Genomic DNA, 14,313 nt, shown 5'->3' with positions numbered 1-14,313 from the left:
GTCAGTTCCCTTCGTCGCGGAGCTGCTCGAGCCGATCGGCGAGCAGACCCCAAGTGGTCCAGAATTCGGCGAGCTGTTCTCGCCCCGTGTCGTTGAGGGTGAAGACCTTGCGCGGCGGACCTTTCTCGGATGCCACCTTCTCGACGTCGACGAGATCCCGCTGCTCGATGCGGACGAGGATCGCGTATACCGTGCCCTCGGCGAGGTCGGTGAACCCCCGCTCGCGGAGATCGGCGGTGATCTCGTACCCGTACGCCGGCCGACGCGAGAGGACGGCCAGGACGACGCCCTCGAGCACCCCCTTGAGCATTTCGGTGTCTTGCCTCGCCATGCGGTACTCCTCAACGTTGACTACCGCTACAAAGTAACACTGAGTACCGGTACCTAGCAAGAGCGAGTAGCACCGCGTAGTCGAGTGTCCAAGACACGCGGATGCCACTCGGGTCGAACCGCGTGTCTTGGACACTGAACCCGGATGTGTCGGCGCCCCGCACGCGTAAGCGCCCCGTATGCGTCCGCGGGCGGGCCGTAGGGAAACCGTGAGGATCGCGGGATGCCACGGCGCACAGGAGTTGCATCGACACACGTGCCGCCCTGCGGCGCCCGCGCCACAGCAGTCGCGCGGAAGCTCCCGAACCTGGAGTCATCGTGCTCGATGTCGTCTACCTCGTCGCGATCCTGGCGCTCTTCGCGCTGGTCGCGCTCATCGCGCAGGGGGTCGAGAAGCTGGGCCCGCAGCCCGGCGCTCCCTCCGCGCGCACCTCCGGCCGCGGCCCGCAGACCCCCGCCGCACCCGAGCGAGGGGGCGACTCCGCATGAGCATCCTCGCCGCCGTCCTCGCCGTCGCCGCGATCGTCTACCTCGTGGTCGCGCTCGTCCGTCCGGAGAAGTTCTGATGGATGCCGGAACCACCTGGTCCATCGTCCTGACCAGCCTCACCCTCATCGTCGCCCTGGGCCTGGCCTACCGCCCCCTCGGCGACTACATCGCGCGCATCTACACCGGCGAGCGCGACCTCGCCGTGGAGCGCGGCACCTATCGCCTCATCGGCGTCGACCCGCGGGGTGCCCAGACCTGGCAGGCGTACCTGCGGTCGGTGCTGCTGTTCTCCGCCGCCGGCGTCGTGTTCGTCTACGCGCTCATGCGCCTGCAGCCGCTGCTGCCCTTCTCGCTCGGACTCGACGCCCCCGGCGAGGCCCTGTCGTTCAACACGGCGGTCTCGTTCGTGACGAACACCAACTGGCAGTCGTACGCGGGTGAATCGACGCTCGGCTACACGGTGCAGTTCGCCGCGCTGACCGTCCAGAACTTCGTGAGCGCCGCTGTCGGCATCGCGATCGCGGTCGCGCTGGTGCGCGGCTTCGCTTATCGCCGCAGCGGCGTGATCGGCAACTTCTGGGTCGACCTCGTGCGGGGCACCTACCGCCTGCTGCTGCCGTTCTCGATCGTCGCGGCCGTCGTGCTGCTCACGGGCGGCGTCATCCAGAACCTGAACGGGTTCACGGATGCCACGACCCTCGCGGGCGCGGCCCAGTCGATCCCCGGCGGGCCGGTGGCATCCCAAGAGGCGATCAAGCTCCTCGGCACCAACGGCGGCGGGTTCTTCAACGTCAACTCGGCGCACCCGTTCGAGAACCCCGCGCCGTGGACGAACCTGTTGGAGATCTTCCTGATGCTCGTGATCCCGTTCTCGCTCCCCCGCGCGTTCGGCCGGATCGTCGGCGACGACCGCCAGGGCTACACGATCCTCGGCGTCATGGGCGCGATCTTCGTGGCATCCGCGGCTCTGCTCACGTGGGCCGAGCTCGCCGGCGCCGGGACGGCCCCGCAGCTCGCCGGCGGTGCGATGGAGGGCAAGGAGGTGCGCTTCGGCATCTTCGGCTCGACGCTGTTCGGAACCACCAGCACCCTGACCTCGACGGGTGCCGTCAACTCGATGCACGACAGCTACACGGCGCTCGGCGGCATGATGCCGATGATCAACATGATGCTCGGCGAGATCGCGCCCGGCGGCGTCGGCTCGGGCCTGTACGGCATGCTGATCCTCGCCGTGATCGCGGTGTTCGTCGGCGGCCTCCTCATCGGCCGGACGCCCGAGTACCTCGGCAAGAAGATCGGGCCGCGCGAGATCAAGCTCGCGAGCCTGTACATCCTCGTCACGCCCACGCTCGTGCTGGCCGGCACCGCGCTGAGCTTCGCGCTCCCCGGCATCCGGGACGACGTCGAGACCACCTCGATCCTCAACCCGGGCGTGCACGGCCTGAGCGAAGTGCTCTACGCCTTCACGTCGGCGGCGAACAACAACGGCTCGGCGTTCGCGGGTCTCACCGCGAACACCCCGTGGTTCAACACGGCCCTCGCGGTCGCGATGCTGCTCGGGCGGTTCCTGCCGATCGTCTTCGTGCTCGCCCTGGCCGGTTCTCTCGCGGCGCAGGATGCCGTCCCCGCCACCGCCGGCACCCTGCCGACGCACCGCCCGCAGTTCGCGGGCCTCCTCGCGGGCGTGGCGGTCATCGTCACCGCCCTCACCTACTTCCCGGTCCTCACCCTGGGACCCCTGGCCGAAGGACTCGTCTGACCATGTCCACGCTCACCCACGCCCCGGCGCCCGCCGAGGCCCCGACCCCGGTCGCTCCGCGCCGCGCGTTCAGCGCCGCGCAGATCGTCGCCGCCCTCCCCGGAGCGGCGAAGAAGCTCAACCCCGCGTCGCAGTGGCGCAACCCCGTGATGTTCCTCGTGTGGGTAGGGGCGGCCCTCACCACCCTCATCGCGCTCACCGAGCCGTTCCTCGGCGACGGCGGCGGCGACGCCTCGCTGCCGTTCGGCTTCACGTGGGGCATCGCGATCTGGCTGTGGCTCACGGTGTTCTTCGCGAACATCGCCGAGTCGGTCGCCGAGGGCCGCGGCAAGGCGCAGGCGGCGACGCTCCGAAAGACCCGGACGACCACGACCGCGCGCCGCGTCGTGGCGTACTCCCCCGCGGACCCGCTGGCCACCGCAGCCGCCACCGAGGACGTGCCCTCGGGCGACCTGAGGGTGGGCGACGTCGTGCTCGTCGAGGCCGGGCAGCTGATCCCCGGCGACGGCGACATCGTGGCGGGCATCGCGACCGTCGACGAGTCGGCGATCACGGGCGAGTCGGCACCGGTGGTGCGCGAGTCCGGCGGCGACCGCAGCGCCGTCACCGGCGGCACGCGCGTGCTCAGCGACCGGATCGTCGTCACGATCACGTCGAAGCCCGGCGAAACGTTCGTCGACCGCATGATCGCGCTCGTCGAGGGCGCCTCGCGGCAGCGGACGCCGAACGAGATCGCGCTGAACATCCTGCTGGCGAGCCTGTCGATCGTGTTCGTCGTCGTGGTCCTGGTGCTGAACTCGATCGCCTCCTACGCCGCGTCGCCGGTGTCGATCCCGGTGCTCGTCGCACTGCTCGTGTGCCTCATCCCCACGACGATCGGGGCGCTCCTGAGCGCGATCGGCATCGCGGGCATGGACCGCCTGGTGCAGCGCAACGTCCTGGCGATGTCGGGTCGCGCGGTCGAAGCCGCGGGCGACGTCACGACGCTGCTGCTCGACAAGACCGGAACGATCACCTACGGCAACCGTCGCGCGTCGGCGTTCGTCCCTCTCGAGGGCGTCGGCGGGCCGCTCCTCGCGGAGTACGCGTCGCTGTCGTCGCAGGCCGACCCCACGCCCGAGGGCGTCTCGGTCGTCGAACTCGCCGCCGCGCAGGGGATCGTCGCCGAGATGCCCCGGGGCGCGGAGCCCGTGCCGTTCACGGCGCAGACCCGCATGAGCGGCCTCGACCTCACCGACGGCACGCAGGTCCGCAAGGGCGCCGCGTCGGCCGTGGTCGCCTGGCTCGCGGCATCCGGATCGGCCGTTCCCGAGACGCTGCGCGCGCAGCTGCAGGAGGAGACGGATGCCATCGCCCAGTCCGGCGGCACCCCGCTGGTCGTCGCGACCCTCACGCCCGCGGGCGAGGGGCGCGTGCTCGGCGTCATCCACCTCAAGGACGTCGTCAAGGACGGCCTGCGCGAGCGGTTCGGCGAGCTGCGGGCCATGGGCATCCGCACCGTGATGATCACGGGTGACAACCCGCTCACGGCCAAGGCGATCGCCGCCGAGGCCGGCGTCGACGACTACCTCGCCGAGGCCACGCCCGAGGACAAGCTCGCCCTCATCCGCCGCGAGCAGGAGGGCGGCAACCTCGTCGCCATGACCGGCGACGGCACCAACGACGCGCCCGCGCTCGCGCAGGCCGACGTCGGCGTCGCGATGAACACCGGCACGTCGGCCGCGAAGGAGGCCGGCAACATGGTCGACCTCGACAGCGACCCGACGAAGCTCATCGACATCGTGCGCATCGGCAAGCAGCTGCTCATCACGCGCGGTGCGCTCACGACGTTCTCGCTCGCGAACGACGTCGCGAAGTACTTCGCGATCATCCCGGCGATGTTCATGGGCGTCTTCCCCGGACTCGCGGTGCTCAACGTCATGCAGCTGTCGTCGCCGGCCTCCGCGGTGCTCAGCGCCATCATCTTCAACGCGATCGTCATCATCGTGCTCATCCCCCTCGCCCTCCGCGGTGTGAAGTACCGCGCGGCGAGCGCCTCGAGCATCCTCAGCCGCAACCTGCTCGTGTACGGGCTCGGCGGCATCCTCGTCCCCTTCATCGGCATCAAGCTCATCGACCTCGTCGTGAGCCTGCTCCCGGGATTCTGAAAGGCCCCGTCATGCGCACCACCCTGCGTACCGCCGGCGTCGCCGTCCGCGCGATGCTCGTCTTCACCGTGCTCCTCGGCGTCGGCTACATGCTGCTCATCACCGGCATCGGCCAGCTCGCCCTCCCGTCCCAGGCGAACGGTTCGCTCGTGCGTTCCGCGGACGGCACCGTCGTCGGCTCGTCGCTGATCGCGCAGTCGTTCCAGGATGCCGACGGCACCGCGCTGCCGCAGTACTTCCAGTCGCGTCCGTCCGCCGCCTCCTGGGACGCCGCCGCCTCGACCGGGTCGAACCTCGGCCCGGAGAACGCGGATCTCATCGACTTGATCTCCACGAACCGCGCGGCGTTCGAGGCGCTGAACGGGTCCGGCGCGATCCCCGCCGACGCGGTCACCTCCTCGGCCTCCGGCCTCGACCCCGACATCTCCGTTGCGAACGCGGAGCGCCAGGTCGCGCGGGTCGCCGAGGCCCGTGGCATCCCGGTCTCCGACGTCGAAGCGCTGGTCGCGGAGCACACGCTGCCGCGTGACGTGGGCTTCCTCGGCGACCCGCGCGTGAACGTCCTCGAGCTCAACCGCGCGCTGGACGCCCGATGACGCGCGAGAATCGCTGACATGCGCACGCTTCCCGCCGCCGCCGTCGCCCTCCCCGGGCGGCGGCGGTTCGGCGCGTCCGCGGTCGGCGCGGGGTTCGCGGCCGCGACCGGCGTCGTGTTCGCGCCCGCACCCAGGTTGAGTGTCCAAGACACGCCGTTGGCCGCGGGCCGCATCGGCGTGTCTTGGACACTGAAGCCGCACCACCGCGGGAGCGTCCGGTGAAGCGCGGGCACCTGCGCGTGCTGCTGGGCGCGGCGCCGGGCGTCGGCAAGACGTACGAGATGCTCGAAGAGGGGCGCCGGCTCCGCGAGGACGGCCGCGACGTCGTCATCGCGATCGTCGAGACCCACGGCCGCGCCGCCACCGCCGCTCAGGCCGAGGGACTCGAGGTCGTCCCGCGCCGCGACGTCGCGCACCGGGGCGTCGCCCTCGACGAGATGGACCTGGATGCCGTGCTCGCACGCCGCCCCCAGCTCGCCCTCGTCGACGAGCTCGCGCACACCAACGCGCCCGGGTCGGCGAACGAGAAGCGGTGGCAGGACGTCGAGGTGCTCCTCGACGCGGGCATCGACGTCATCACGACGGTCAACGTGCAGCACATCGCCTCGCTCGGCGACGTCGTCGAGAAGATCACCGGCGTGGTGCAACGCGAGACGGTTCCGGATGCCGTCGTCCGCGCGGCCGACCAGATCGAGGTCGTCGACCTCGCGCCGCAGTCGCTGCGCGACCGGTTGGCATCCGGGTTCGTGTATCCCGCCGAGCGGATCGACGCGGCCCTGTCGAACTACTTCCGGCTCGGCAACCTCACGGCGTTGCGCGAACTCGCGCTGCTGTGGCTCGCCGACGAGGTCGACTCGGCGCTCCAGCGGTACCGCGTCGAGCAGGGCATCGAGGGGTCGTGGCAGGCCCGCGAGCGGGTCGTCGTCGCGCTCACCGGCGGCGCCGAGGGTGAGACGCTGCTCCGCCGCGGTGCCCGCATCGCCGCGCGTTCGGCCGGCGGCGAGCTGCTCGCCGTGCACGTGTCGACGCAGGACGGTCTGCGCGCCGAGGAACCTGGCGCCCTCGCCGTGCAGCGCGCCCTCGTGGAGGCGCTCGGCGGGACGTACCACCAGGTCGTGGGCGACGACGTCGCCGCGGCGCTGGTCGACTTCGCGCGCTCGGTGAACGCGTCGCAGCTCGTCATCGGCGTCAGCCGGCGGGGACGCCTCGGCGCAGCCCTCACGGGCCCCGGCATCGGCGCGACCGTCATCCGCCTCTCCGGCGACATCGACGTGCACATCGTCAACCACGCGCGCGCGGGCGGACGGTTCGCGCTGCCGCGCCTCACGGGCCCCGCGCTGAGCGCGAAGCGCCGCATCCTCGGCTTCGTCACGGCGCTCGCGGGCGGCCCGCTGCTGTCGTGGCTCCTCATCGCCACGGGCACCGACGAGTCGATCACCACCGACGTCCTCGCCTACCAGCTGCTCGTCGTCGTCGTGGCCCTGATCGGCGGCATCTGGCCCGCGGTCTTCGCGGCGGTGCTCTCGGGCCTGACCCTCGACTTCCTGTTCATCCAGCCGCTTTACACGGTCACGATCGCCGACCCGATCCACGCGATCGCCCTCGTGCTCTACGTCATCATCGCGATGCTCGTCAGCGTCGTCGTCGACCAGGCAGCCCGCCGCGCCCGTGCCGCGCGCCGCGCCGCCGCCGAATCCGAGCTGCTCGCCACCGTTGCCGGCAGCGTCCTGCGCGGAGAGAGCGCGGTGCCGGCGCTGGTCGCCCGTGCCCGTGAGGCGTTCGGGCTCGCGGGGGTGCGACTCGTGGCATCCGACGGGTCGGTGCTCGCCACCGACGGCGAACCGGTGCGGGACGGCCGACGCGTCGAGATCCCCGTCGGCGACGGACGCGCCCGTCTCGAACTGCACGGCAGAGACCTGGATGCCACCGAGCGGCGGCTCCTCGACGTCGTCGTCGCGCAGCTCGCCGCAGCCCTGGAGCGCACCGATCTGGCCGAGACCGCCGCCGAGGCGGGAGTGCTGGCCGCGACCGACCAGGTGCGCAGCGCCCTGCTCTCGGCGGTGAGCCACGACCTGCGCCGGCCGCTCGCCGCCGCCGTCGCCGCCCTCGGCGGCCTGCGCGCCGCCGGCGATCACCTCTCCGCGGACGATCGCCGCGAGCTGCTGGAGACCGCGGACGAGAGCCTGGCCACGCTGTCGGTGCTCGTCACCGACCTGCTGGACGTCAGCCGCGTGCAGGCCGGAGTGCTCGCGGTGTCGCTCGGGCCGGTGGATTCTGCCGGTGTCGTTCTCGCGGCGCTGGATGAGCTGGGCCTCGGTCCCGACGACGTCGAGCTCGCGCTCGATCCCGACCTGCCGCCGCTGCGGGCCGATCCGGTGCTGCTGCAGCGTGTGCTCGTGAACGTCCTCAGCAACGCCGTCCGATTCACGCCTTCCGGAGGGCGCGCACGGGTGGCGACGAGCCGTCTGGGCGGAGTCGCCGAGATCCGCGTGATCGACCACGGGCCCGGGGTCGCCCCCGAGCGTCGCGGCGACATGTTCGCGCCGTTCCAGCGCCTCGGCGACACCGACAACACCGTCGGCCTCGGCCTGGGGCTGGCGCTCTCGCGCGGCTTCGCCGAGGGCATGGGCGCAACCCTCACGCCCGAGGACACCCCCGGTGGAGGCCTCACGATGGTGGTGGCGCTGCCGGTCGCCGATCAGACGGCTCCCGGCGCCGGGGCCTCGGCATCCCTCCCCCGAACGGAGACCCGATGAAGGTCCTCATCGCCGACGACGACCCGCAGCTCGTGCGGGCGCTGCGGATCACCCTCGCCGCGCACGGATACGACGTCGTCGCCGCGGCCGACGGGGCGGCGGCGATCACGCTCGCCGCCCAAGCGCATCCCGACATCGTGCTCCTCGACCTCGGGATGCCGCACCTCGACGGCGTGCAGGTGATCCAGGCGCTGCGCGGGTGGACGACCGCGCCGATCATCGTCGTGTCGGGGCGCACCGGCTCGGCCGACAAGGTCGAGGCGCTGGATGCCGGCGCCGACGACTACGTCACCAAGCCGTTCCAGATCGATGAGCTGCTCGCGCGCCTCCGGGTGCACGCGCGGCGGTCGATGCCGTCGAGCGGCGAGTCGGTGGTGCGGTTCGGAGACGTCGAGGTCGACCTCGCCGCGAAGGCCGTCACCCGCGCCGGTGCGCGCGTGCACCTCACGCCGACCGAGTGGCGGATGCTGGAGTTCCTCGCCCGGAACCCGGGCTCGCTCGTGACGCGGCAGACGCTCCTCAAGGAGATCTGGGCCAGCGAGCAGGTCGCCGACAGCGGATATCTGCGCCTGTACATGTCGCAGCTGCGGAAGAAGCTCGAAGCCGAGCCCTCGACCCCCGCGCACCTGCTGACCGAGCAGGGCATGGGATACCGGCTGGTGCTGTAGAGCGCGCTCCCCCGCCCGCCGTGCGGCGCCGCCCCGCTCCCGAGACGCTGACTCGCCGCGAACGTACGCGAGACCGGCGCGGGGGCGAGCACTCGCCCGAAGTCATCGGGTCGTCGGGGGCTCGAGCGCGCGGTCCGCTGCCTCCGCGGCCTCGAACTCGGCCTGCACGCGGGCGCAGCGGCAGGCGTAGACGATCGAGTGCAGGAGCATCAGCGGACCTCGCCGACCGTGTGGCATCCGGGGCACGGGAAGGCGATGCGGTCACCGCCCCGCACGTCGTCCGGCAGGGTCACGCTCCCGACCGCGCGCCCCGCCGCATCCACGACGGCGAACTCCACGTCGTACGCGTGCGACACCCGGCCGAGCAGACGCGCCTCGCGCCACACCGCGCCGAGCTCTGCGACGCACGCGTCGATCCGGAGCGCCCGGCCCTCGGCATCCACCACCGTCGCGACCACCACGGTCGTCGAGTGGATTCCGGATGCCACCCCTCCCGACGCCGGGATCACCGCGGGGCCCGTGCAGACGCACGGCGTGCCGCAGATGTCGGCGTAGCGGACGACCGACACCGCGCGGACGGTGACATCGTCGAGCGTCGGGACCGATCCGGCGGGCCACGCGGTCGCGTCGAAGGGCGCCGGGATGCTCGCGCGCAGGGTGGGAAGGAGGGTGGTGAGGGTCATGGCATCCGGTCTACGCCGCGCGGGGCCGGGCTTCTGCGGCGCTGACGTTTTCCGTGCGGCCGCTGCCGCGATCCTCACGGCGCCGCCCCGCCCGCCCCTCGCCCCCGCCCCTCCACCCCCTCCGTCGACTCGGGCCGAATGCACGCGGGATCACCCCGCCGGCGTACGTTCGGCCGAAGTCAGCGGGTGGGGCCGCGCGGGTGGGGCCCCACCCGCGCCCGGCCGCCGCCGCGTAGCCTGGAGGGGTGACACTCCCCTTCGACGTGGCCGCGGTGCGGGCCGAGTTCCCGATCCTCGGCACCGAGATCGACGGCCGCCCCCTCGTCTACCTCGACTCGGGCGCGACGAGCCAGAAGCCGCGCGCGGTCCTGGATGCCGAGCGCGACTTCCTCGAGACCGCCAACTCCGCGGTGCACCGGGGTGCGCACACGCTCGCCGCCGAAGCGACGGAACTGTTCGAAGACGCCCGCGCCGCCGTCGCGGAGTTCGTCGGCGGCACGCCCGAGCAGCTCGTCTGGACCTCCGGCGCGACCGCGGGCCTCAACCTCGTCGCGGGTTCCCTCGGCTACGCCGGGCGCCTCCGCGAGGGCGACGAGATCGTGGTGACCGAGAGCGAGCATCACGCGAACCTCATCCCGTGGCAGGAGCTCGCCGCCCGCACCGGCGCGCGCCTGCGCCACATCCCGGTGCACGACGACGGCACGCTCGACATGGCCGCGGCGGAAAGCCTCATCGGCGCGCGCACGAAGGTCGTCGCCTTCCCGCACGTCTCGAACGTCCTGGGCATCGTGAACCCCGTCGCCGAGCTCGTCGCCCTCGCGCGGAGCGTGGGCGCGTTGACCGTCCTCGACGCGTGCCAGTCGGCCCCGCACCTCGTGCTCGACCTGCCGGCATCCGGCGTCGACCTGGCCGTCTTCTCGGGCCACAAGATCTTCGGTCCGTACGCGATCGGCGGCCTCTGGGGTCGCGAGGACGTGCTGGACTCGCTGCCGCCGTTCACCACCGGCGGATCCATGATCACCACCGTCACGCTCGAGAAGGCCGAGTTCCTGCCGCCGCCGCAGCGCTTCGAGGCCGGCACGCAGCCGGTGTCGCAAGCGATCGGGCTCGCCGCCGCCGTCCGCTGGTTCGGCGCTCTCGATCGCGCGGCCGCGCACGCGCACGAGGCCGCGCTCGAACGGCGCCTGCGGGAGGGACTGCGCTCGATCGCCGGCATCCGTCTGCTCGGAGACACGGATGCCGCCGACCGCGTCGCCCTGCAGGCGTTCGACGTCGAGGGGGTCCACGCGCACGACGTGGGGCAGTTCCTCGACAGCCGCGGCGTCGCGGTCCGCGTCGGGCACCACTGCGCCCAGCCGCTGCACCGCCGTTTCGGCCTCACCGCGTCGGTGCGCGCGAGCGCGGCGGTCCACACCACGACCGACGAGGTCGACACCTTCCTGGATGCCGTTTCCGGCGTCCGCAGCTTCTTCGGGGTGAGCGCATGAGCGGGCTGGAGTCCCTGTACCAGGACCTGATCCTCGACCACTCGAAGAACCGCCGCGGCTTCGGACTGGCCGACCCCGGAGCGCACAGCGCCACGGTGCACCAGCGCAACCCGATCTGCGGCGACGAGATCACGTTGCGGGTCGACGTCGACGGCGACCGCGTGGTATCCGTCAGCTGGGAGGGCGCGGGCTGCTCGATCTCGCAGGCGTCCGCGTCGATGCTCGTCGCCCTGCTCGACGAGGACGGCGGAGATGACGGGATGCCGCTCGGTGACGCCGAGGCGCTGATCGGTCGCTTCCGTGAGGCACTGCGCTCGCGCGGCCAGATCCCCCTCGACGAGGAGACGTTCGGCGACGCCGCCGCGCTCTCCGGCGTCTCGAAGTACACCGCGCGCGTGAAGTGCGCGATGCTCGCCTGGGTCGCGCTGGAGGAAGGCCTGCGTCAGGCCTGACCTGTGTGGGCAGGAACTCCGCGATCCGCGCAATCTCCGTGGCATCCCGTCGGTCCTGGCTGACCGGGCGCGGATCCCCCACCCTGCGCGGCCGTCGTCGGCGCTATCCTGCGGAGCGACGACGTCGAAGGGACGGATGCCATGGCGGCCAGCGGAGCAGGATTCAGCGACGAAGAACGCGCGGCGATGAAGCAGCGCGCCGAGGAGCTCAAGGCCATGAAGGGGCTGAAGGGCGCGGCGAAGCTCGAGAAGGAGAACGAGGCCTGCCTCGAGGCGATCGACAAGCTCGAGGGCACCGACCGCGCGGTCGCGGAGCGCGTGCACGTCATCGTGCTCGAGGAGGCGCCGCACCTCTCGCCCAAGACGTACTACGGCTTCCCGGCGTACGCGAAGGACGGCAAGGTCGTGGTGTTCTACCAGCCGGGCTCGAAGTTCAAGACGCGCTACGGCACCGTGAGCTTCGATGAGACGGCGCAGCTCGACGACGGACCCATGTGGGCCGTCTCGTACGCCGTGATCGAGGTCACGCCCGAGGTCGAGCAGAGAATCCGCGAACTGGTGCGCCGGGCGGCCCCGGCCGCCTGACACAGCGCCGGGGAGCCGGCATCCATGGATCTGGCGGACGGACCCGTGGATGCCGCACCTCAGCGGACGAGCACTCCCTCGAGCCGCCGGTAGCTGTCTTCCATGCCGCCGATCATGCCGGTGGCGAGGACCATGTCGCGGGTGGCGGCATCCGGGTACTCGATGAGCAGGGTCAGGAGCGTCACGCCGTCCTCCTCGTAGAGCGAGAGGTCGTTCTTCGTGGACGGGAAGTCGGTGCCGCTCATGCGCTCGGTCTGGACGACGCGCCGCGGCGCCTCGATGTACAGCACCTCGCCGTCGAACCCGAAGGCCTCGCCCTCGGTCCCCGGTTCGGGTGCCCACGCGGTGCGGTACGTCGCGCCGACGGTGTCGCCGATCTCGCACACCGTCATGCGCCAGCCGTCGGGGCCGAGCAGCCAGCGTCGCATCAGGTCGGGATCGGTGTGCGCGCGCCACACGAGGTCGCGCGGACCGTCGATGAGCCGCGTGATGCGCACGTGCTGGTCGCTCAGCACCTCGAGCTGCGTGCCCTTTCCCTGCGCGTAGTCGCGGAGGTCCTGCACCACGATGTCGAGCTGGTTCATCGCGAGGGTCGAGCCGTCGACGACGCCCATCGCCACGACCTGTTCGAGCGCCTCGGCCGACGCGAAGCGCGACACGCTCGTGAGGCGCGAGCCCTCGGGCGTCGCTTCGAACGTCAGCGCCATGCGCATCGCCGGCATCGACTCGAGCGGCTCGCCGTTCTCGTCGGCGAAGGAGTCGACCACCTCGTATCCGCGCGGCGGGTCGATGGAGAGGAACTCCCAGGAGCCGTTCGCGTTCTCGCCGGTCGGCGACGTCATGCGGTACGTCGCCCGGCCGCCGGGGGCGAACTCGAACGTGTCGAAGGTCGACGGCCACCCGGGAGGACCCCACACCCGCTCGAGCTGACGGGGGTCGGTGAAGACCGCCCACAGCCGTTCGGGGCCGACCGGGAAGTCGGCGACGAGGGTCAGGGTGAGCGCTTCGGTGTCGGTCTCGACGGATGTGACAGGCATGAGGGACTCCTTCGTCTTTCAGTTCGGTCCGGTGGATGCCGTGGCATCCGGGTCTTCGGCGAGGAGGGCGTCGAGGCGGTCGATGCGTCCTCGCCAGAGGTCTTCGTACGAGCGGAGGAGGCGCTGCACGCGGGCGATGGCCTCGGGTTCGGCGCTCACGAGACGCTCCCTCCCGTCGGCGCGCTTGCGGACGAGTCCGGCCTCGACGAGCACGCCGACGTGCTTCGACACCGCCGCGAACGACATCGCGTATCCCGCCGCGAGCGCCGACACCGACTGCTCGGCCACGAGCGTGCGGCGCACGATGTCGCGACGCGTCGCGTCGGCCAGCGCGTGGAACACGCGGTCGATGTCGGTGTCGGTGGGTGCGATTCGTTCAACCATTTGGTTGCACGTTAGCAGCAGGGGTGAACGGTGGCAAGGCCCCTCGCGCAGCGTTGTTGCACTCCGCCCAATATCCATTCATGCGCATCCACCCCTCTCGCGCGGGCGTAGGGTCGAAGGACGAGGACGGACCGTCCGAGAAGATCTCCCGGCACCGCGCCCGCCCGGGAAGAAGGCCACCCATGGCCCAGTACGACGTAGCGAACCGTTCGGCGATCGTGACGGGAGCGGGCAGCGGGATCGGACGCTCGACCGCTCTCCTCCTTGCCCGCAACGGCGCCGCCGTGGTCGTGAACGACCTCAACGCCGACAACGCGAACGCGGTCGTGGACGAGATCCGCGCGGCCGGCGGAACCGCCGAGGCCTCCGTCGGCGACGCCACCGACAGCGCCTGGATCGCGTCGTCGGTCGAGCTGGCGAACACCCTCGCGCCGCTGCGCATCGGCGTGAACAACGCCGGCATCGGCGGCGCCGCCGCACCGACGGCGGAGTACACCGACGAGGCCTGGGACAAGGTCATCGCCATCAACCTCAACGCCGTCTTCCGCAACATGAAGGCGCAGATCCCCTCGATCCTCGCGAACGGCGGCGGCTCGGTCGTCAACATCGCCTCGATCCTCGGCAGCGTCGGCTTCGCCACGTCGCCCGCGTACGTCGCCGCGAAGCACGCCGTCGTCGGCATGACGAAGACCGCCGCGCTGGAGTACTCGGCGCAGGGCGTCCGCGTGAACTCGGTGGGCCCCGGCTTCATCGACACCCCGCTGCTGGACGGCGTCGGTGACGACGTCAAGGAGTTCCTGGTCAGCAAGCACCCCATCGGCCGCCTCGGCAAGCCCGACGAGGTCGCGCACCTCATCGCGTTCCTCGCCAGCGACGCCGCGAGCTTCGTGACCGGCAGCTACCACCTGGTCGACGGCGGCTACACCGCCTCCTGATCCCG

16 protein-coding genes are annotated in these 14,313 nt (G+C 71.6%); 12 read left to right on the top strand and 4 right to left on the bottom strand.

The features are described from left to right. Position 1 precedes the first annotated feature (1 nt). Positions 2-331 carry a PadR family transcriptional regulator gene (locus QM517_RS15535; RefSeq protein ID WP_077050949.1) on the bottom strand — a complete coding sequence of 110 codons (330 nt, stop codon included), beginning with the start codon at positions 329-331 and terminating at the stop codon, positions 2-4. Between the two features lie 317 nt (positions 332-648). On the opposite strand from QM517_RS15535, the gene QM517_RS15530 reads away from it, so the two are divergent. Genes QM517_RS15530 through QM517_RS15495 form a run of 8 tightly spaced genes read left to right on the top strand, consistent with a single transcriptional unit; the run spans position 649 to position 8,745 of the window. Beyond that, positions 649-819 (top strand): hypothetical protein, encoded by a 171-nt coding sequence (locus QM517_RS15530; protein WP_175627576.1) that lies wholly within the window; start codon positions 649-651, stop codon positions 817-819. Further along, positions 816-896 (top strand): K(+)-transporting ATPase subunit F, encoded by an 81-nt coding sequence (gene kdpF / locus QM517_RS15525; protein WP_077050950.1) that lies wholly within the window; start codon positions 816-818, stop codon positions 894-896. The genes QM517_RS15530 and kdpF overlap by 4 nt, the downstream gene beginning before the upstream one ends. Then, positions 896-2,578, top strand: coding sequence for a potassium-transporting ATPase subunit KdpA (gene kdpA, locus QM517_RS15520; RefSeq protein WP_283288691.1), 1,683 nt, complete (start codon positions 896-898; stop codon positions 2,576-2,578). Before kdpF ends, kdpA begins: the two co-directional genes overlap by 1 nt. 2 nt (positions 2,579-2,580) lie before the next feature. Then, positions 2,581-4,725, top strand: a complete 2,145-nt coding sequence (gene kdpB / locus QM517_RS15515) for a potassium-transporting ATPase subunit KdpB (protein ID WP_283288690.1) — start codon at positions 2,581-2,583, stop codon at positions 4,723-4,725. Positions 4,726-4,736: 11 nt separating this feature from the next. Then, positions 4,737-5,321: a potassium-transporting ATPase subunit KdpC gene (gene kdpC / locus QM517_RS15510; RefSeq protein ID WP_283288688.1), complete on the top strand. Its 585-nt coding sequence runs from the start codon at positions 4,737-4,739 to the stop codon at positions 5,319-5,321. A gap of 18 nt (positions 5,322-5,339) precedes the next feature. Then, positions 5,340-5,543 (top strand): hypothetical protein, encoded by a 204-nt coding sequence (locus QM517_RS15505; RefSeq protein WP_283288686.1) that lies wholly within the window; start codon positions 5,340-5,342, stop codon positions 5,541-5,543. Continuing rightward, on the top strand, positions 5,540-8,077 hold the full coding sequence (locus tag QM517_RS15500; RefSeq protein WP_283288685.1) for a DUF4118 domain-containing protein: 2,538 nt from the start codon (positions 5,540-5,542) through the stop codon (positions 8,075-8,077). Before QM517_RS15505 ends, QM517_RS15500 begins: the two co-directional genes overlap by 4 nt. Beyond that, on the top strand, positions 8,074-8,745 hold the full coding sequence (locus QM517_RS15495) for a response regulator (protein WP_077050956.1): 672 nt from the start codon (positions 8,074-8,076) through the stop codon (positions 8,743-8,745). The genes QM517_RS15500 and QM517_RS15495 overlap by 4 nt, the downstream gene beginning before the upstream one ends. A 209-nt stretch (positions 8,746-8,954) precedes the next feature. Here QM517_RS15495 and QM517_RS15490 read toward each other — a convergent pair whose 3' ends face one another. Continuing rightward, the gene (locus QM517_RS15490) at positions 8,955-9,428 is read right to left on the bottom strand and encodes a hypothetical protein (RefSeq protein WP_283288683.1); all 474 of its coding nucleotides are present in this window, start codon (positions 9,426-9,428) and stop codon (positions 8,955-8,957) included. 245 nt (positions 9,429-9,673) lie between these two features. Between QM517_RS15490 and QM517_RS15485 the strand changes: the two genes are divergently transcribed. From QM517_RS15485 to QM517_RS15475, 3 genes are all read left to right on the top strand, one after another. After that, the gene (locus QM517_RS15485; protein ID WP_283288681.1) at positions 9,674-10,915 is read left to right on the top strand and encodes an aminotransferase class V-fold PLP-dependent enzyme; all 1,242 of its coding nucleotides are present in this window, start codon (positions 9,674-9,676) and stop codon (positions 10,913-10,915) included. Further along, a complete protein-coding gene (gene sufU, locus QM517_RS15480; protein ID WP_283288679.1) occupies positions 10,912-11,367 on the top strand; it encodes a Fe-S cluster assembly sulfur transfer protein SufU in 456 nt (151 codons plus the stop codon). The genes QM517_RS15485 and sufU overlap by 4 nt, the downstream gene beginning before the upstream one ends. A gap of 141 nt (positions 11,368-11,508) precedes the next feature. Continuing rightward, positions 11,509-11,952, top strand: coding sequence for a hypothetical protein (locus QM517_RS15475; RefSeq protein WP_077050960.1), 444 nt, complete (start codon positions 11,509-11,511; stop codon positions 11,950-11,952). A 59-nt stretch (positions 11,953-12,011) separates the two neighbouring features. On the opposite strand, the gene QM517_RS15470 is transcribed toward QM517_RS15475, so the two are convergent. Continuing rightward, the gene (locus QM517_RS15470; RefSeq protein WP_283288676.1) at positions 12,012-12,989 is read right to left on the bottom strand and encodes an SRPBCC family protein; all 978 of its coding nucleotides are present in this window, start codon (positions 12,987-12,989) and stop codon (positions 12,012-12,014) included. An 18-nt stretch (positions 12,990-13,007) separates the two neighbouring features. Beyond that, positions 13,008-13,373 carry an ArsR/SmtB family transcription factor gene (locus QM517_RS15465; RefSeq protein ID WP_077050962.1) on the bottom strand — a complete coding sequence of 122 codons (366 nt, stop codon included), beginning with the start codon at positions 13,371-13,373 and terminating at the stop codon, positions 13,008-13,010. A gap of 182 nt (positions 13,374-13,555) precedes the next feature. On the opposite strand from QM517_RS15465, the gene QM517_RS15460 reads away from it, so the two are divergent. After that, positions 13,556-14,308 (top strand): SDR family NAD(P)-dependent oxidoreductase, encoded by a 753-nt coding sequence (locus QM517_RS15460; protein WP_283288673.1) that lies wholly within the window; start codon positions 13,556-13,558, stop codon positions 14,306-14,308. The last annotated feature ends 5 nt before the right edge of the window (positions 14,309-14,313 follow it).

Origin of the sequence: Microbacterium sp. IEGM 1404 (assembly GCF_030056775.1) — a bacterium.
Taxonomy (GTDB): Bacteria; Actinomycetota; Actinomycetes; order Actinomycetales; family Microbacteriaceae; genus Microbacterium.
Note: the sequence above shows the minus strand (reverse complement) of the source record. Positions and strands in the feature narration are given on the sequence as shown.